The 19591-nt window shown below is 38.3% G+C and carries 16 protein-coding genes; 7 read left to right on the top strand and 9 right to left on the bottom strand.

The genetic code is table 11. From position 1 onward, the window contains the following. Nucleotides 1–297: 297 nt before the first annotated feature. Entirely contained in the window at nt 298–1101 is an 804-nt protein-coding gene (proC, locus tag GYM62_RS07745) for a pyrroline-5-carboxylate reductase (protein WP_219958985.1), read from the bottom strand. A 258-nt stretch (nt 1102–1359) separates the two neighbouring features. Here proC and GYM62_RS07740 point away from each other — a divergent pair, with 258 nt between their 5' ends. From GYM62_RS07740 to rfbB, 3 genes are read left to right on the top strand one after another with little or no spacing between them, the layout of a single operon-like run. Then, nucleotides 1360–2520 (top strand): glycosyltransferase family 4 protein, encoded by a 1161-nt coding sequence (locus tag GYM62_RS07740; RefSeq protein WP_219958984.1) that lies wholly within the window; start codon nt 1360–1362, stop codon nt 2518–2520. A gap of 42 nt (nt 2521–2562) precedes the next feature. After that, a complete protein-coding gene (locus GYM62_RS07735) occupies nt 2563–3627 on the top strand; it encodes an NAD-dependent epimerase (RefSeq protein ID WP_219958983.1) in 1065 nt (354 codons plus the stop codon). Further along, entirely contained in the window at nt 3620–4669 is a 1050-nt protein-coding gene (gene rfbB, locus GYM62_RS07730; protein ID WP_219958982.1) for a dTDP-glucose 4,6-dehydratase, read from the top strand. Before GYM62_RS07735 ends, rfbB begins: the two co-directional genes overlap by 8 nt. On the opposite strand, the gene GYM62_RS07725 is transcribed toward rfbB, so the two are convergent. The 3 genes from GYM62_RS07725 to GYM62_RS07715 all read right to left on the bottom strand — a co-directional run bounded on the left by GYM62_RS07725 (nt 4663) and on the right by GYM62_RS07715 (nt 10389). Then, nucleotides 4663–5958 carry an APC family permease gene (locus GYM62_RS07725; protein ID WP_219958981.1) on the bottom strand — a complete coding sequence of 432 codons (1296 nt, stop codon included), beginning with the start codon at nt 5956–5958 and terminating at the stop codon, nt 4663–4665. The genes rfbB and GYM62_RS07725 overlap by 7 nt on opposite strands. A 12-nt stretch (nt 5959–5970) precedes the next feature. Next, nucleotides 5971–7137: a galactokinase gene (locus GYM62_RS07720; protein ID WP_219958980.1), complete on the bottom strand. Its 1167-nt coding sequence runs from the start codon at nt 7135–7137 to the stop codon at nt 5971–5973. A 123-nt stretch (nt 7138–7260) separates the two neighbouring features. Beyond that, nucleotides 7261–10389 (bottom strand): hypothetical protein, encoded by a 3129-nt coding sequence (locus GYM62_RS07715; protein WP_219958979.1) that lies wholly within the window; start codon nt 10387–10389, stop codon nt 7261–7263. A 273-nt stretch (nt 10390–10662) separates the two neighbouring features. On the opposite strand from GYM62_RS07715, the gene GYM62_RS07710 reads away from it, so the two are divergent. After that, on the top strand, nt 10663–12507 hold the full coding sequence (locus tag GYM62_RS07710; RefSeq protein ID WP_219958978.1) for a M1 family metallopeptidase: 1845 nt from the start codon (nt 10663–10665) through the stop codon (nt 12505–12507). A gap of 67 nt (nt 12508–12574) precedes the next feature. Here the strand turns inward: GYM62_RS07710 and GYM62_RS07705 are convergent, their stop codons facing one another. Together GYM62_RS07705 and GYM62_RS07700 are read right to left on the bottom strand one after the other, a co-directional pair. Further along, on the bottom strand, nt 12575–12751 hold the full coding sequence (locus tag GYM62_RS07705; protein ID WP_091650478.1) for a histone H1: 177 nt from the start codon (nt 12749–12751) through the stop codon (nt 12575–12577). Between the two features lie 102 nt (nt 12752–12853). Continuing rightward, nucleotides 12854–14104 (bottom strand): aminotransferase class I/II-fold pyridoxal phosphate-dependent enzyme, encoded by a 1251-nt coding sequence (locus GYM62_RS07700; protein WP_219958977.1) that lies wholly within the window; start codon nt 14102–14104, stop codon nt 12854–12856. A 185-nt stretch (nt 14105–14289) separates the two neighbouring features. On the opposite strand from GYM62_RS07700, the gene accC reads away from it, so the two are divergent. Genes accC through GYM62_RS07685 form a run of 3 tightly spaced genes read left to right on the top strand, consistent with a single transcriptional unit; the run spans nt 14290 to nt 17660 of the window. Further along, a complete protein-coding gene (gene accC / locus GYM62_RS07695; protein WP_219958976.1) occupies nt 14290–15792 on the top strand; it encodes an acetyl-CoA carboxylase biotin carboxylase subunit in 1503 nt (500 codons plus the stop codon). Nucleotide 15793: 1 nt separating this feature from the next. Then, complete coding sequence (locus tag GYM62_RS07690) at nt 15794–17125, top strand: DUF1015 domain-containing protein (RefSeq protein ID WP_219958975.1); 1332 nt, start codon at nt 15794–15796, stop codon at nt 17123–17125. Then, nucleotides 17085–17660, top strand: coding sequence for a Maf family nucleotide pyrophosphatase (locus tag GYM62_RS07685; protein ID WP_255590618.1), 576 nt, complete (start codon nt 17085–17087; stop codon nt 17658–17660). The genes GYM62_RS07690 and GYM62_RS07685 overlap by 41 nt, the downstream gene beginning before the upstream one ends. A 2-nt stretch (nt 17661–17662) precedes the next feature. Here GYM62_RS07685 and GYM62_RS07680 read toward each other — a convergent pair whose 3' ends face one another. The 3 genes from GYM62_RS07680 to GYM62_RS07670 are packed head-to-tail and all read right to left on the bottom strand — an operon-like array spanning nt 17663 to nt 19585. Further along, nucleotides 17663–18682, bottom strand: a complete 1020-nt coding sequence (locus GYM62_RS07680) for a hypothetical protein (RefSeq protein WP_091650938.1) — start codon at nt 18680–18682, stop codon at nt 17663–17665. 1 nt (nt 18683) lies between these two features. Next, on the bottom strand, nt 18684–19004 hold the full coding sequence (locus tag GYM62_RS07675) for a DUF3817 domain-containing protein (protein WP_091650489.1): 321 nt from the start codon (nt 19002–19004) through the stop codon (nt 18684–18686). Next, a complete protein-coding gene (locus GYM62_RS07670; protein WP_219958974.1) occupies nt 19001–19585 on the bottom strand; it encodes a hypothetical protein in 585 nt (194 codons plus the stop codon). The genes GYM62_RS07675 and GYM62_RS07670 overlap by 4 nt, the downstream gene beginning before the upstream one ends. Nucleotides 19586–19591: the final 6 nt, after the last annotated feature.

The raw sequence follows: 19591 nt of genomic DNA, 5'->3' as shown, positions 1-19591 counted from the left end.
ACCAAACAGTCCTTCCTTTAAAAATTGGTTCTTTTAAAAAGGAATAGCAAAAGTTGTTTATCACCCGCGACAAATCTAATAAAAATATTCAAAAGAAAAACACATCAAAAATTCTTTCTTTTTCAATAAATATAAATATTCATAGAAATGATTGTTTTTTAATACAAGAAGTATGGCTGGTGTGCTCCAAACGGCATTTTTATTTTTTCGGTTATTTTTTGATTAATTTCAGTTTGACAAAAATTGACATAAAAAAAACCGAAGATTTTCTTCGGTTTCTTTTTAAAGCGTGATTTTTTAGTGTTTTTCAATCTTTTCATAGCTGGCGATTACGCCCCGAACCATTGCCGAACTGAAACCTTGATGTTCCATTTCATTCAGTCCCACGATTGTACATCCTTTCGGCGTGGTCACTTTATCTATTGCTGCTTCAGGATGCATATTCTTCTGTATCATCAATTCGGCAGCACCCTTTACAGTTTGATTTACAATTTTACTGGCAGTCACAGAGTCAAACCCAATTTGAATACCTCCTTGAATCATAGCTCTCATAAAGCGTAAAACATAAGCAATTCCACATGCACCCAAGACAGTAGCTGCTTCCATTAAATTTTCATCGATGGTTTGAGTAAATCCAATCGAATTAAAGAGCTTTTCAATCAATTCAATTTGTTCTGGATTTGCATTTTTTTGACAAATACAGGTTATCGATTCTTGAATATCTGCTGCAATATTGGGCATAGCACGGAAACATACTGTTTGAGAGTCCAGCGTTTTATACATTTCCTCAAGGCTAATTCCAGTTGCCAAGGAAATAATGATTTGTTTTCTGGGGTTCAGAACCTCATTGATTTCATTTAATATAGGAGTGACATTGTAGGGTTTCACCCCTAAAATCACCAAATCAGCCTCCTGAGCAGCAGTTATATTGTCAGTGCGGATAGTGACTCCCAATTTGGAATAGGAAGATAGACTACCGATTGACCTCTTCGTCAAAGTTAGATTCTTTGCAACGAAGCCTTGGGTGTTCAATAGACCATTGGCGATAGAAGTCCCTAAATTCCCACAACCTATGATTGCTATTTTTTTATCCGTGATCATGAATTTTTTAATTTTTAGCAAATAATCTTCATTAAAGGTAATTAAATGCGCTATTTATTAATAGATACTTAAGAAAAAGCTGAAAATGATATCAATTACTTTTTTCACAAGATTAATAAAAGCTAGTAAAGCTCAAAAATTGAATCCACCGCTCAAATGGTAGAATATTCCATTAACATGACTATTTTTGGTTTTAAAATTGAGATGATCATTGTCCGTTTATTTCCCCAAAGACTCAGTTGAATATCCAAACAACAAATGCCTAAGCTTATCCGAATAACCACTGTCCCTCTTTCATTAAAATTATTACTCAAGGGACAAATGAAATTTATGAAAAATCAAGGTTGGGAAGTCTTGATGGTAAGTGCTGATGGTAAAGAGAAAGCTCAGGTTGAATTAAAAGAAGAAGTTAGACACGAAGTAATTCCGTTTACAAGAGAAATTACTCCATTTCAGGATCTTTACTGTCTTTATAAGCTTATTATCCTTTTCATAAAAGAAAAACCAGACATTGTACATACTCATACTCCTAAAGCTGGATTATTAGGCATGATGGCTGCTTATATAACTGGGGTGAAAATCAGAGTTCATACATTGGCTGGCTTTCCGTTTATGGCAGCTTTAGGAAATCGCAAAAGATTTTTAGAATCAATTGAAAAATTCACTTTTCGCTTCGCTACTAATATATGGCCAAATTCATTTGGATTGAAAGAGATGATTATTTCGAAGAATTTGTGCAGTGAAGATAAAGTGATGGTAGTTGGAAGGGGGAGCTCGAATGGTGTGGATTTAGAAAAATTTAACAGAGGATCTTTGCTTGAAAATCATTTGATTGCCGCGATAATTCGAATGACTGTCGTTAAAGATGAGTTTATAGTTCTTTTTGTCGGGAGGTTGGTAAAGGATAAGGGAATTGAAGAGTTGGTGAAAGCATTCAAACAATTCAAGCATAATTCTAAATCTAAGCTGGTATTATTAGGAAGCTTTGAACAACATTTAAGTCCGATCTCTGAGGAAACCATAAAAACCATTTCAGATAGTTCAAATATAATTCAAATCGATTGGACAGATCATGTGGAGCACTATATGGCATTGTCTGATGTTTTAGTCCATTCGTCTCATCGCGAAGGTTTTCCCAATGTACTTTTGGAAGCAGGAGCCATGGAACTTCCAATAATCTGTTCGGATATAATTGGCAATAATGAGATAGTTGAAAATGAAAAAACAGGACTTATATTTCCCGTTAAGGATACACAAAAATTGCTTTCTTGTTTGGAGTTTGCATTCGAAAACAGAGTTAAAATGCAGGATTTTGCCACTAATCTGAATCAAAAGGTGAAAACTTTTTATGAAAGAAGTCAGATTCACAACACTATATTTTTTCAGTATAATCAGCTTCTAAATGAAGCTAAACATTAAGAAAGGCCTATATTTGATCTCTTTTAAATCATTAAATTATTTATGAAATACCTTGTAACCGGTACAGCCGGTTTTATTGGATTCCATGTTGCAAAAAAACTGATTGAAAGGGGAGAACAGGTAGTAGGCCTGGATTCGATCAATGACTACTATGATATCAATCTAAAATACGCTCGTTTGGAGCATATGGGCATTGAAAAGGAAAAGCTTAACTATGGAAAAGTACTTCAGTCTAATAAGTATCCAGAATATTCATTTATACAGCTTGATTTAACGGAGAAAGAGAAGTTATCCCAACTTTTTATAGCTGAAAAATTTGATGTTGTAATCCATCTTGCGGCACAGGCAGGTGTAAGATATTCCCTAACTAACCCAGAAGTATACATTCAAAGTAATATCATTGCTTTCCTGAATATTTTGGAGTGCAGTCGCTACAATCCAGTCAAACACTTGGTTTATGCATCTTCGAGTTCAGTTTATGGTGCAAATGAAAAATTACCTTTTTCAACCTCTGATTCAGTAGATCATCCTATCTCTTTGTATGCAGCCTCAAAGAAATCCAACGAATTGATGGCTCATACCTATAGTCACTTGTTTGGAATACCAACTACAGGTCTGCGCTTCTTTACAGTTTATGGTCCTTGGGGTAGACCAGATATGGCTTTATTTCTTTTTACTGAGGCAATTTTGAAAGGGGAACCTATCAAAGTCTTTAATCACGGAGAGATGAAAAGGGACTTCACCTATATTGATGATATAGTGGAAGGAATTCTTAAAGTAGCTGATAGGCCTTCAAGACCCAACCCTGATTTTGACCCTCAAAACCCAGATCCAGGAAGTGGGAGAGCCCCTTATAAAGTGTATAATATTGGTAATTCCTCTCCTGTATTGTTAATGGATTACATCAAGGCAATAGAGAAGGGACTAGGCAAAAAGGCGAAAATGGAACTTTTACCTTTGCAGCCTGGTGATGTTCCTGCTTCACACGCAGAAGTTTCTGACTTGATCAGAGATACCGGATATAAACCTGATACAAGAATTGAAGATGGCGTTCAGGCATTTACTGATTGGTACTTAGATTATTATAAAAAAACTATAAATGAGTAAATCAATTTTAATTACAGGCGGAGCCGGATTTATTGGTTCCCATGTGGTACAACTTTTTGTAGAGAAATATCCTTCTTATAAAATTGTGAATTTGGATGCCCTCACGTATGCCGGGAATCTTGAAAATCTTAAGGCTGTAGAAAATGCTTCCAATTATTACTTTGAGAAGGTTGATATTCAAGATGCTTTGGAATTGGAAAAAGTATTTGAAAAACACGCCATTACCGATGTAATCCATCTTGCAGCAGAATCTCATGTAGACAGGTCAATATCTGATCCTTTGGCATTTGTCAAAACCAATGTTTTTGGAACAGTTAATCTATTGAATGCTGCTAAAAAAGCCTGGGAAGGCGAATTGGATCAGCACTTATTTTACCATGTTTCCACAGATGAAGTTTATGGATCACTGCATGATGGAGGGTATTTTGTAGAAACCACACCTTACGATCCTCAATCTCCTTATTCGGCTTCCAAAGCAGCTTCTGATCATTTTGTGAGGGCCTATGCAAATACCTACAAAATGAAAACGGTTGTTTCAAATTGTTCTAACAATTATGGACCAAATCATTTTCCTGAGAAACTGATCCCACTTTGCATCAACAATATCAAGAATATGAAACCGCTTCCAGTTTATGGAAAAGGGGAAAATGTCAGAGATTGGCTGTTTGTGAAGGATCATGCTAGGGCGATTGATACAGTTTTTCATAAAGGGAAAGCCGGAGAAACGTATAATATTGGCGGATTCAATGAATGGAAAAATATTGATATTGTTCGTCTGCTTTGTAAGAAAATGGATGAAAAGCTAGGTAGGGAAGAAGGTACCTCTGAGAAGCTGATCACATTTGTGAAAGATAGAGCTGGTCATGATTTGAGGTATGCCATTGACTCATCCAAAATCAAAAACGAGCTAGGTTGGGAGCCAAGTTTGCAGTTTGATGAGGGAATAGATATCACCATTGATTGGTACCTGGCCAATGAGGAATGGCTAGACCATGTGACCTCGGGAGCTTACCAAGATTACTACCAACAACATTATCATTGATCTATAACCGGCCTAGTGCCGGTTTTTTTATCGACTTTATACAGAATTAAACCTGCTAGAATTAGGATCAACCCGGCAAGACTTTCTTTTGGTTTCTCCCAGAAAATATATCCTGAAACAAACAAACTAAAGACGATATAGCAATACTGAAGAAGGGGTTTGAAAGGAGAGCGAAAACCCTTGGATTTAGAAACCTTTAAAGAAGAGTAAACTGTGATGGTTCCCATTATTTGTAGAATAAATCCAGCGTAGATCATTACCTGCTCAAAAGAACCGCTTAAAAAAAGGATTAGACTGAAAAATGTATTGATTAAAATAGCTCTAACGGGAATTCCTTTTGAGTTTGTTTTGGATAAAGGCTTCCAGATTTTAAAATCCTTAGCCATGGCATAAGTAACTCTCGGTCCAACCCAAGCATATCCTGATATTGTGGCAATTAATTGAATCCCTATTAAGATGCTTACCCACATGGCTCCAGATTCACCAAAGATATTTTTAAAAGAAATCTCAGCCACTTCAACTTGACCCAGCAATTGCTCTTGGTTAGCATGTTTGAGAAAAACCAATTGCATTAAAACATATAGAACTAATACCAAGCTTGTTGCAGCTAAAAGGGCTTTTGGAAGATTTTTCTCGGGATTTTCTATTTCTTCTACAATATATGCAGCTGAATTCCAGCCTGTGTAGGCATAAAATACATAAACCAGAGAAACTGCAAATCCAGGCAGAAACACCTCATTTTTCCAAGTTCCTGAGAAATCCAAAGCAGATGTGGAAATTTGATTTGAAAGACTTAAACCTATTCCAATTAATCCCAGAATAAATAGAATCTTGATTAGGGTGAAGAGATTTTGAAACTGTGAAGAGCGCTTGATAGAGAAAATATGTGTAAGCGGAATAAAAAGTAAAAATGCCAATCCTGGATAGATTCCTGCTCGAATGATAGGGTTTAAATAGTTATTCATTGCCATGGCAGCTATAGCGATAGGAGCAGAAAATCCTACAGTTAAAGAAACCCAAGCATATAAATAGCCGATGGAAGGATGCAGGGTTTCCGATAAAAAAATATAGTCACCTCCACTTTTCTTAAAATGAGTTCCCAACTCAGCATATATCAAAGCACCGATTAAGGCCATGATACCTCCAATTACCCACAAAAGAATGATTGACCAGGTATTTTGAACCTGAAGGAGTTGAAAGCCAAGACTTGTGAATACCCCAGTTCCGATCATGTTGGCCATCACTAGGCCCGCGGCGGTTTTCCAGGAAATTTTAGCTGTATCTGGCATTTTTCATTTTAATTATAGGATCACTTCTGAGCTTCCTTCTCCAATATTGACCTGATAGAATTCAGGTTCGATGCCAAATTGTTTGAAATATGCTTCTGTAAGCTCCTTTTGAAAAGATTGGGCAGATTTCCGCTCAATGAGATTGATGGTACATCCTCCAAATCCACCTCCCATCATCCTAGATCCTAAAAGACCTTCAAAGCCTTTTGAAAAATTGACCATAAAATCCAATTCCTCACAGCTCACTTCATATAAGTGTTGCAATCCTTGGTGTGATTCGTAAAGCAATTTACCCAGCTCACGAAAATCTTTATTTTTTAGTGCCTTACTCGCTACCTGAACTCTGTTTATTTCTCCCAGTACAAAGCTGACTCTTTTAGCTTGTGTCTCATTGATCAATGAAGAATAGGTATCGAGATCTTCAATCGTCAAATTTCTAAAGCTTTTTTCAACTCCTTTAGCATCGGATAAAACTTCGAGGGCGGTTTCACATTCCCTTCTTCGAGTATTATATTCTGAATCACCCAAGCTGTGTTTTACTAATGTATTGGCGAGAATCAAGGTGTACTCTCCAAGTTCACAGGGAAAATATTCATATTCCAATGTGTCGCAATCCAGCCTGATTACTTGGTTTTCTCTGGAAAAAACTGAGGCAAATTGATCCATGATACCGCAATTGACCCCCACAAAATTATTTTCGGCTGCTTGAGAAATTAGCGCAATCTCTTTTCTGGAAAGATTTAATTCAAAATACTCATTGATTGCAAATGCAGTGGCACATTCCAAAGCCGCAGATGAGGATAGTCCCGATCCGAAGGGAACGTTTCCGTCTATTGTAGCGTCAAATGCAGGGATTTTTTTTCCGACTTTTATCAATTCATCTATAACTCCAATCACATATTTCGCCCAGCCTGATGGGATGGAATTGTAAGTAGACAGGGTAAAAGAAACCTCCTCTTGTTGGTTTAATGAGAAAATCCGAAAGGTGTCAGTTTCATTTTTTGAAATACAAAAGGTGACTTCTTTGTCAATCCCCGCTGGCATTACCCAGCCGTTATTGTAATCTATATGCTCTCCAATCAAATTGATTCTTCCGGGAGAACGAAAAACTCTTGGCTTCTTTTGGTATCTATTTTGGAATTCTTGAATGGCTTTTTGGCTAAAATTCGAAGCGAACATGAATGAATATTGGCTAATAGGTTTAAGGACCTGAATATAAATATTGTGCTTAAATTTGTGCTTCTTAGAATAAAGAAAGGCTGACTAAAAATAGCCAGCCTTTCATTTTTTCTAGGTTTGAATTTATTTTTCTTTCACACCTTCAAAAAGGTTTACAGGAGTGTTTTTTACTTTCTCTTCGAAAGCTTTCCACTCTCCACTCATAAACTCTTCAAGTACTTTAAAGGCCTCTTCTGCGGACTCTTTTGCATGTTGGTAGAGTCTTTCTTCAGTTTCTCCCGGCGCTCCGTAGGATGAGCCTACATACCTTCTAGGTGCAAACTGCATAGTCATGGTAGTAGGGTAGAGGTTTCTCACGATTCCCTGACCTTCTCGGGTTGGTCCATTAAAGGCCTCTTTAACTGTTTCCAGTTTTTTCTTGATTTCCTTGGCTGCTTTTGCCAATTCTTTTGCCTCCTCTGAATCCAGGTCCTTGGTCATATCTTCCACCTTCTTGATAGCTTTTTCCGCTTCACTCATTTGATTGGTAGCTGTGCTCATTTCTGTCTGCAAAGCTTCCAACTTCTTAGTGAAGTCTTCTCTGGCTTTTAGGTTTGCTAGTTGAATCTCGATTCTTGGATCTGCATACACATTAATAGAAGTTTCAGCTTTTTCCTCACCATATACAAACTCTACTTTGTAAGTTCCAGGAAGTGCATCTCCACCGCTAGGTTCGTAGAATCCATTTCTTCGTCCACGGTTTCCTCCGGCATTTTCTGCTGTAGATTTTCTGTCTAGACCCCAGTTAACTCTATTTACCCCTTTTTGAGGTGCAGTTTTCAAGGTTCTGATTTGTTCTCCTGCTTGATTATAAATATTCACAGTGACTGTATCCAACTTTTCTTTGTCATCATTGATGATAAAGCTTAGTCTTCCTCCTGTTTCTCTATTTTCTCCAGCATATTTTCCATCAGCCGGGAATCGCTCACCATGTGGCTGTTGAATTTCTACTTGATAAGCATCAGGAGCTGGAACAGCGGTTATTTTTGTTGCCGGAGCTTTTCCTCCATTAGCTGCAAAAATTCTTAAAGGTCTAATATCATCCAAGACCCACATGGATCTTCCGAAGGTGCCTATTACCAAGTCAGCCTCTCTTTCCTGAATGGTCATATCGTATGTAGAGACAGCTTTCGGATAGCCATGTTCCCATTTGTTCCAGGTTTTTGCCTTATCGAACGAAACGTACAATCCATACTCAGTTCCTAGGAAAACTAGATTAGGCTGCTCTACATCTTGCTTAATGGATAAGGCATATCCCCAAACCTTGGAATCATCTGCTATTCTGGTAAATGTTTTTCCAAAGTCTTTGCTATGGTAGGCATAAGCTGAAAAGTCATTGTTTCTATAATTATTAGCAATGACCCACACTTCTCCTGCTTCGTAGGTAGAAGCTTGAACTTGAGGAATCCAGCTTGCTTTTGGAAGTCCCGTTAACTTAGAAGCCACATTGTTCCAGGTTTTTCCACCATCTTGGGTTACTTGCAAGTTGCCGTCATCCGTACCCACCCAAATAACATTAGGATCAACTGGACTCGGAGCTATAGCAATAATCGTAGTATGATTTTCTGCTCCTGTGATATCAAAGGTCAAACCTCCTGTTTGTTGCTGTCTTTGCTTAGTTGAATCATTGGTTGTCAAATCTGGAGAAATAATTTCCCAAGTTTCCCCGCTATCAGTGGACTTATGTAAAAACTGCGAACCGTAATATACGGTATTATCATCATGCGGATCTTGTGCAATTGCAGCATTCCAGTTGAATCTCAAGAACACGTCTTTATCCGGATGTGTAGGCTTGATGAATCGGTTGTGACCTGTCAATTTATCAAAGCGGGTCACATTCCCACCCTGAGACATGGTATACCCATATCTGGAATCTGCTGGATGGGGAACAACGTCAAATCCATCACCAAATGATACTTCTTGCCAATATGTATTTCTAATTCCATCTCTTCTCCAGATATAGGCTGGGCCTACCCAAGAGCCATTGTCTTGCATGCCTCCATAGATATTATATGGAAGCTCATTATCAACATTGACGTGATAGAATTGGCCTACAGGTAACTTTTCTGCGAAATACCAAGTTTTACCTCCGTCACGAGAAATATTCAAGCCACCGTCATTTCCATCAATAAGAAGTTTTGGATCATTTGGGTTGATATACCATGCGTGATGGTCCGGGTGAACTCCTGCATATTGTAAGATTTGCTTAAAAGATTTACCACCATCTTCACTCATTCCAACCCTTGAATACAAGGTGTAAATCCTGTTTTCATTCTTAGGATCTGCATGGATTTCAAAATAATAGAAAGGTCTATCTCCAATATCATCACCACTGTTGATCATGCTAAAATTGGAACCTCCATCTTCAGATACATAAAGTGCATTTTTCTTTGACTCAACCAAAGCATAAACCTTATTACTATTTGCAGCAGAAATAGCTAGTCCCATACGTCCTAAGTCTCCTTTTGGTAATCCGTTTTTATCACCCAGCTTTGTCCAATTGTCTCCTCCATCATAAGTCACATACAAGCCACTAGATGCTCCTCCAGATTCAAAAAACCATGGATATCTTCTGTGTTGCCACATGTTGACAAAGATCTTGTTTGGGTTATTTGGATCCATGATCATTTCACCCACACCAGTTTTTGTATCTACATACAAGATTTTTTTCCAGGTTTTTCCTCCATCGGTAGTTCTGTAGACACCTCTTTCTTCTTGTTCTCCCCACGGAGAGCCTATTGCTCCTACGTAAACTGTATTAGGGTCTTCAGGGTGAACGATGATTCTGTGGATAGCTCTTGTTTTTTCCAAGCCCATCATTTCCCAGGTCTTACCTGCATCAAGTGAGCGGTAAACTCCATAACCTAGGTTTAGAGAGTTTCTTGGATTTCCTTCCCCTGTACCTACCCAGATTACGGAAGGATTTTTTTGGTAAATGGAAATAGCTCCGATAGAATGAACTTTTTGGTCATCAAAAATAGGCTCCCAATGGATGCCTCCTGAAGTGGATTTCCAAAGTCCGCCAGATGCAGAACCAGCATAAATAATGGTGGGATCATCGTCAACTGCATCAATAGCAGTAATTCGACCACTCATACCTGCCGGTCCCACATTTCTTGTTTTCATGGATTTAAATAAATCCATATTGACCTGTTGGGCCTGAAGGTTGAATCCCATCATGGCCACTAAAATCAAAATGTAGAGTTTTTTCATGTGTTTTAAATTTGTTTTCTCACTATTCACATGGAATCGTGCCTTTAGAGATAAATACCCAAAGTACTTAAGTCTTTCAGCTCGATTTCGCAAGGGTGTTGGATTGGTAATTTTTTCTGAAACTAAAGGAAATGATTCAAACCTTTTTCGAAAATTATTTCAATGGAGTAGATAGCTATTTGAGCATCAAACTTACTCTTCTAAGTAAAATTTGATAGTTGGTTTGCCCAGCCTATTCATTTTGATTTTCTTTAGAAAAAAAAAATTAAATCTATGCTCACTAAGTACATGAAGCCTTTTGCGGGGCTTTTTCTTTGCTTAATTACGGGTACGGGTGTTTTTGCACAAACAGGTAGATTCCAACAAGCGGTGGATTACCAAATGGAAGTATCCATGGATGTGAAAACCAATCGATATACCGGTACTCAAGTTCTCACATACACCAACAATTCACCAGATACCCTAAATAGGGTTTTTTATCATTTGTATTATAATGCATTCCAACCAGGAAGCATGATGGATGTAAGGTCCCGTACCATTGCTGATCCGGATAGAAGAGTAGGAGACAGAATCTCTTTACTAACTCCGGAAGAAATCGGTTATCTGCATGTCAAATCCTTGACTAAAGACGGAAAGGCTGTAAAATTCAATGAAGAAGAAACAATCTTGGTTGTGGATTTGGATCAGCCGATTTTGCCTAATTCCAAGGCTACCTTTAAAATGGCATTTGAAGGTCAAGTTCCTGTACAAATCAGGAGATCGGGAAGGGACTCAGAAGAGGGTGTTCGCTACTCCATGTCCCAATGGTATCCTAAGATGGCCAATTATGATGAACAAGGTTGGCATGCAAATCCTTACATAGGTCGTGAGTTTTATGGAATCTGGGGTGATTTTGATGTTAAAATCACCATTGATAAAACCTACACCATTGGGGGAACAGGTTACCTGCAGAATCCAAATGAAATTGGTCATGGCTATGAAGATGCAGGAGTGAAAGTGCCCCAGCCAAAAGGGAATACTTTGACTTGGCATTTTAAAGCTCCGATGGTTCACGATTTTATGTGGGGAGCTGATCCGAAGTACCAGCATGATAAGGTTCAAATGGACAATGGAATAACAGTTCACCATTTTTTTATTCCAGGAGAGAATACCTCTGAGAACTGGGAAAAATTGAAAGAATATACTCCTAAGGCTATAGAATATATGTCCAAGAATTTTGGGCAATATCCTTATAAGCAATTTTCAGTGGTACAAGGAGGAGATGGTGGAATGGAATATGCCATGTCTACTTTAATCACCGGAGAAAGAAGCTTAGGTAGCTTGGTAGGAGTGATGGTTCACGAATTGGCTCATAGCTGGTATCATGGAGTTCTGGCAAGCAATGAATCTTTGTATCCTTGGATGGACGAAGGGTTCACGAGTTATGCCACCAATCTGACTATGGGTGAAATTTTTAGAGAAGGAGTAGAGAATGTTCATGCAGGAAGTTATCGTGGCTACATCAGTTTAGCGAAATCAGGCTTGGAAGAGCCCATGTCTACGCATTCAGACCATTATCATACCAATAGGGCATATGGTTCTGCGGCTTATTCAAAAGGTGCGGTATTTATGGAGCAATTAGGTTATGTAATTGGTAAGGAAGTAAGAGATCGAGGCTTATTGAGATATTTCAATACTTGGAAATTTAAGCATCCAAATGCCAATGATTTGATCAGAATTATGGAGAAGGAAAGCGGAATCGAATTGGATTGGTATAAGGAATATTTTGTTTATACAACAAAGACCATTGACTATGCTATAGGTCCTGTAGAAGCTAGGGGAGATCAAACAGCAGTAACTTTCCAAAGAATTGGTTTAATGCCAATGCCTCTTGATATAGTGGTCACGTATAAGGATGGTGCGCAGGAGCAAATTTATATGCCTTTGGTAATCATGAGAGGTGAAAAAGCCAATGAAGAAGGAATGCCAAAAAGAGTGTATACAGAGGATTGGCCGTGGGTCAATTTAGAAAAGACTATCGTGTTGGATAGAAAATTGGAGGATATTCAATCAATTGAGATTGACCCAAGTAAAAGAATGGCTGATGTAATGCCTGAAAACAATAAAGTGGAGTTTTAAGGCTCCACTTTATGAAAATCCAGTTAAAAAAAAGGTGGCTTTTGGGCCACCTTTTATTTTTTACGGATCAACCGGCGTTTTTCTTGTCTTGAACTTCCTTACGGATGTCCTGTGCCAAGTTTTTCAAATCTTGCATCCCTTTTCTTACTCGGGTTCCGGCTGCTTGATTACCTTTCTCGTAGAATTTTTCGAAATCGCCCTCAAGGCCCATTACAAGATCTTTAACTTCACTAAATCTGCTCATAGTAAAAGTGTGTTTTTTAGGTTGATGATAAGTTTATTTGAATCCAATATAGCCCAAATACTTGCTATTTCAATCCTGAGGGCATTTTTTTTGAATTTTTTTTTATTCTCCGAAGGAAACTGCTATCTCAGAATTTCTGTATTGACCGCTAGTAAGCTTGTCCTTTACAGCTGCAAAGGCCTGAACAGTTTCTTTTACATCTTCCAAAGTGTGAACAGCAGTAGGGATTAAACGCAAGATAATCATGCCTTTAGGTACTACTGGGTAAATCACTACTGAACAGAAGATGTTATAATTTTCTCTCAGGTCATAAGAAAGAGCTGCAGCTTCTCCTACTGTTCCGTTCAAGACCACTGGGGTAACTGGAGAATTTGATTTTCCTGTGCTAAAACCGTTTTCATGTAGCCCACTTCTCAATGCATTGACTACTTTCCAAAGATTTGCCTTCAATTCTGGTTGGGTTTTAAGAAGCTCCAAACGCTTCAAAGCACCTTCTACCAAAAGCATAGGCAAAGACTTTGCAAAGATTTGAGATCTCATATTGAACCTCAAATAGTGAATTACTTTTTCTTCTCCTGCAATGAAAGCACCAATAGATGCCATAGATTTTGCGAATGTGGAGAAATAAAGGTCTACCTCTTCGATGACTCCCTGCTCTTCATGAGTTCCGGCACCGGTTTGTCCCATAGTTCCGAAACCATGAGCATCGTCAACCAATAAACGGAATTCAAATTTCTTTTTGAGTTCGCAGATTTCTTTGAGTTTTCCCTGATCACCTGTCATACCGAATACACCTTCCGTAATCACAAGGATACCTCCACCTGTTTCAGCGGCAAGTTTGGTCGCTCTTTCCAACTGCTTTTCGCAGTTTTCAATATCATTATGAGGGAAAACATATCTTTTTCCCATGTGCATTCTCAATGCATCAATAATACAAGCGTGACATTCCGAGTCGTATACGACAACATCTTTTCTGTCCAATAGAGCATCAATTACAGACATGATGCCTTGATAGCCATAATTCAGTAAGTAGGCTTTCTCTTTGCCTACGAATTCAGCCAATTCATCCTCTAATTTTTCATGCAGTGAGGTTTGGCCTGACATCATTCTAGCTCCCATTGGGTATGCTGCACCCCATTTGGCTGCTGCATCAGCATCAGTTTTCCTTACTTCAAGATGATTGGCCAGACCCAAATAATTATTCAGAGACCAAGTCAATACTTCTCTTCCCTGAAATTTCATACGGGGAGCAATCTCGCCCTCTAATTTAGGGAACATGTAATAGCCATCTGAAAACTGAGAGTGTTTGCCCAGCGGGCCCAGATTGGTGTGTAGTTTTGCAAATAGATCCAAAGCTTATTGAATTTAAGTGATAAAGATTTTGCAATGATTTATTCATTCAAAATCCGCCAAAAATAAAACTTAAATGCCTACCAAGCAAAAATCCCTTGTCATACTGCTGCTTTCTTAACATTCCTCAAAATAATTTCCTTAATTCGCTTTTGACTTTGTACAATACCCAAATTAGATTAGAGATCATGTCAAGTATTAAAAAATTGCTGGTAGCCAATAGAGGGGAAATTGCCCTTAGAATTATGCGCTCAGCAAAGGAAATGGGAATTAAAACCGTTGCAGTTTATTCAGAAGCCGATAGATTATCCCCCCATGTCAAATTTGCTGATGAGGCTATTTGCTTAGGACCGCCACCTTCTAATCAGTCTTATTTATTGGCAGATAAAATAATTGAAGCATGTAAAGAATTAGGAGTAGATGCCATTCATCCTGGATATGGGTTTTTATCAGAAAATGCGGGTTTTTCCCAAAAAGTCAGTGATGCAGGGATCATTTTTGTAGGGCCTTCCCCTGAATCTATTGAGGTTATGGGAAGTAAATTGGCAGCTAAGCAGGCGGTTTCTAAGTATGATATTCCATTGGTTCCGGGGACAGAAGAGGCCATTTCAGATATTGCGGCTGCTAAATCGAAGGCTCAAGAAATCGGATATCCAATCCTGATCAAGGCGAGCGCAGGAGGAGGAGGAAAGGGAATGCGGATTGTAGAATCTGAAGCGGAATTTGAGGAGCAGATGCAAAGGGCTGTTTCTGAGGCACAATCTGCTTTTGGAGATGGGGCTGTATTTATTGAAAAATTCATCACTTCTCCACGACATATAGAAATTCAAATTTTGGGCGATCAGCATGGAAATATTGTTTATCTATTTGAAAGAGAGTGTTCTATTCAGAGAAGACACCAAAAAGTAATTGAAGAAGCGCCTTCAGCCGTAGTGACTCCAGAAATGAGAAAAGCCATGGGAGAGGCAGCTGTGGGAGTAGCTAAGGCATGTAATTATTATGGTGCCGGAACAGTGGAATTCATTGTGGACGATAAATTGAACTTTTATTTCCTTGAGATGAATACCCGCCTTCAGGTAGAGCATCCTGTGACAGAGATGATTACAGGAAAGGATTTGGTAAAAGAGCAAATCTGGGTGGCTGAAGGGAAAAAATTGAACTTTGTTCAAGAGGATTTAAAAATCAACGGACATTCACTGGAGGTTCGTGTTTATGCCGAAGATCCGAGAAACAACTTTTTACCGGATATTGGAAAATTAATTACCTATAGAAGACCTCAAGGACCTGGAATTCGTGTGGATGATGGGTTTGAAGAAGGTATGGATATTCCAATTTATTATGATCCAATGATTGCCAAACTAATCACGTATGCAGAATCTAGAGAGGCTGCAATAGACAGAATGTTGAGGGCAATTAAGGATTATGAGATCACTGGAATTCAAACCACATTGGATTTTTGTCGTTTTGCTTTAGAGCATGAGGCCTTCGTCAGTGGAAATTTCGATACCAAATTCGTGGAAAGGTACTTTACTCCTGAAGTTTTGGATCAGAAGCTCTCTCCTGTAGAAGAAGAAATGTTGGCTGCTTTGGCAGTCGAATTTTTCAATGCTCAAAAATCAAAATCAACAAACAAAACTACCGAGTCTAACCCTTCCCAATCAACTAGCATGTGGAGGAATAGATTAAAATAATATGGCTGAAATACTACCATTAAGAGCTTGGAGGTATGCTGAGAAGTTTAGCTCCAAGTTGGAAGAACTTACTGCCCCACTTTTTGATGTGGTTTCTGAAAAGCAGAGAGAACAACTTTACCAAAATCCTTTAAATAGTATACACCTTTCTGTACCGAAAGGTCCCGAGCCTATAGAAAGAGTGAAGAATACTGTTCTAGAATGGAAAAAGGAGGGGATTATCTCACAGGACATGCTTCCCGGAATTTATGTCTATTATCAATATTTCAGGCTCCCGGGAGAGCATGATGAGCGATGTAGAAAAGGGTTTATAGCTCAGATTAAAGCCTATAATTGGGATGAAAAACAAATTCTAAGGCATGAGAACACGATAGTCTCTGCAGTAAATGATAGAGTAGATCTTTTGAAGGCATCTAAAATCCAGGCAAGTCCCACTCATGGATTGTATGAGGACGAGGAATTCCAATTGGAGAAATACATGGATGCAGCTATTGAGTCCCCATTGTATGAATTGGAAGATTATCAGGGAGTAAGGGAAGTTTTAGCTGTAATCCACGATGCAGAAGTCATTCAAAAGTTTTTGAATCTGATTCAAAAAAAGCAAATCATATTAGCAGATGGCCACCATCGCTTAGAAGGAGCTATTTCTTATCGCAATTCGATGAATGGTGAATTTCAGGATAAGAAGTGGAAGGCTCATGATTATCATTTGATGTATTTAACCAATGCATTAGCAAATGATCTGAAAATTCTTCCCACTCATCGGCTTTTTTATGATATGGAAATCGAACAATCCACATTAATGAATAAGTTGGAGGATTGGTTTCTAGTCAAAAAATTCCCAGATCCGGATGAATTAGGTAATTATGCTTTTCATAAATCCCATACTTATGGTTTGGTCATAGGAGAGGAGTCCTACTTTTTGGAGTTAAAGGAAGAGAAGTTTGAAAATTTAAATTTGAACTTAGCGCCTGCTTTGAAAAACTTGGACCTAGTAGCTTTGCACGAAGTCCTGTTTAACCAGATTTTAGGAATCCCTTCAGAAGAACAAAGAAAATCACCCAAAATTGCCTACGAAAGAAATTTTGCGCGTTGTATCAGAGAAGTAAGATCCGGAAAAGCAACCTTCGCTCTAATTACCAGAGAATTAGAGATGGAGCAAGTATTGGAGGTTTGTAAATCCGGAGAAATGATGCCGCAGAAATCTACTTATTTTTATCCTAAAGCTCTCGGAGGATTGATTTTTGCGAGTATTGATCAAGACGAATTTGACTATGAATATGACGCCTTTTTTGAAAAAACTGAAGGACAAAAAGCTCATCTTAGCATCTAACTCTCCGAGAAGACAAGAGCTTCTTAAAGGGTTAGAGTTGGAATTTGAGATTAAAGTCAACCCTGTGGATGAGACCATCCCTGCAGATATTCCTGCGGAATACGTGGCGGCTTATCTCTCTAGGTTGAAATCAGAATCTTATCCTGAGGAACTTAAAGAAAATGAAATCCTCATCACTTCTGATACTGTTGTCATCGAAAAGGGCCATGTTCTAGGCAAACCCAATTCAGAACAACAGGCTTTCGACATGATCAAAAGTTTATCCGGTGCTACGCATACTGTGATGACAGCTGTTACAATCAAGGATAAAAACAAGAGGATTACTCTTGAAGATGAAACAAAAGTTACCTTTCGATTTTTGGAAGAAGAAGAGATTTGGCATTATATCCGAGAATATAAGCCTTTCGACAAAGCGGGAGCTTATGGAATCCAGGAATGGATTGGATTTATAGGAGTAGCAAGTATTGAAGGGTCTTACTTCAATGTAATGGGATTTCCCTTGCACTTGGTTTATGAGCAATTGAAAAAGTGGTAATGCTATTTGAGTAACTGCTCTAGACTTACTTTAAGTATTTGTCCCATATTTTGGCAAGACATGAACTTTTGGTTCTTATAATGTCTTGCCAATTCTTTTCTAAGGCTATCCACATTCTGCAAAGGAGCAATATGATCCTTTTCCATAGCGTTTAAAATTCCTTCGATTTCATGATAGGAAGACTTCAATCTTGTGGCGATCAAGGCTCTTTCTTCTCGTTGATACTGTCTCATGGATTCAGGAGTGATGTATTTCATTCCCAATTGAATTAAGACATTGTTTTCCTTGAAATATTGAGGCAAATAGATGGACTTTTTACCTTCATAGGTTTGCTGATCGAAATCAATCGCTCTGATTCTATAATGCGTCTCTTCGAAATCAGGTGTGACATCAATGACAAAATTAGAGGAGTGCATATCTCCTAAAAGTCTTACAAAGCAACGTTCATTGAATTTGACGAACTCTTTGGCGAGTCGAATAGGGTTCAGATGTGGATCTGCCATATGCAGACGCATAAATTTATCCCCTGGAATACCTGCTATATGTTCTTCAATTAAGGTGTTTTGATGAACAAGGTAACTGATTCTATTGGGAGAAAGTAAATGCTCTAGTTCCAATCCATATACTCTGGAGGCGTCTGCATTTTTGATATAGAAATAGTCAAAATTATCATTGATCCGATTCACTATCCTTACCCGAAATGGCTGCGTGTTTCCATAGATACAGAGATCAATTCTGTCTACATACAGGTGATCCATCACAGACATATCTCCTCCGGCTTTCAGGATAGCATAGATCTTTTTGACATTTAAATGGATCTCTTCTCGATCTGATTGATCATAAAATACTGTCTCCCAAAATGTGTCCTGTTCCTTTGAATCGTATAAAGCAATCGAATCAGTATATCTCAATAGCTCATGATAATGAATAGGAATATCCACCTCTCTTGAATATTCCAAGAGGTAGCTCCTCAACTCGGAGCTGATTTTGTATACTTTTTTCTTCTTGCTGATCAATGCCATTTCAAAAATCAACTTGTTGGCTTTTCTTCAGATTTCTGTCAAATATAAATGGGCCAAATGGTAATACAGAAGCTATCAAGGCAAATAGAGTTCGGCTGAAATTCCATTTTAGCTTTGAAGCTGTAGGGAAAACGGTGTAGATATAAATAATGAAAAGAAGTCCATGAATCCAGCCTACGACTGTTACGGCCTGAGGCATATCCATCATGTATTTCAATGGCATAGCAATAAATAAGAGCACCAAAAAAGATATTCCTTCAATCAAACTGATCCATTTAAATCGTTTGGCCCACAGGCTTTGCTCTGGAGTTAATTTTTTCATTTGGAAATATTAAAGAGAAGTTTCAAAGCATTCCAGGTCTTAACTTTTAAATTTTTATCTTCTGAAATGGCTGTGAGAGAGTCTGCGAACAAATACTCTGTTTCCTCCTCTGTGTGAATTTGATAGTCGTGGATTGGAAGCGCATTGATTGGGTATTTGATTTTGCCAAACTTTAGCACAATATGCGCATTGATAGCCTGAAATTCTTCTAGACTTTTTCCATGAAGTTCTTCTGAACTTACTAATCCAACTTCGCTCATACTATGCCCTACTGCCTGTATCATTTTCACAAGCATATCCATCACAGCATCACTGAGCGCTGCCTCCTCATGTAAAATCAGAATCCCTTTTTCAAACTTGCCACGAACTTTAATAGGTTCTATTTCAATCTCTTCAGTCTCAGGCTTTAATTCATCAGATTTGATTGGTTCTTCATGAGGAGTAGGGGATACCTCATTTTTCTTGACAAGCTCTGATTTATTCTCTGAAACCTGATTTTTCAATTCAGATTGATCTTCCTCGAAAAGATAAATCGGTTCTTGAAGTATGTATTTTAATTCACCCAGTGATAAATTTTCCATGTCTGA

It is taken from the genome of Algoriphagus sp. NBT04N3 (genome assembly GCF_019443765.1).
In the GTDB taxonomy this organism is placed as follows: Bacteria; Bacteroidota; Bacteroidia; order Cytophagales; family Cyclobacteriaceae; genus Algoriphagus; species Algoriphagus ornithinivorans.
Note: the sequence above shows the minus strand (reverse complement) of the source record. Positions and strands in the feature narration are given on the sequence as shown.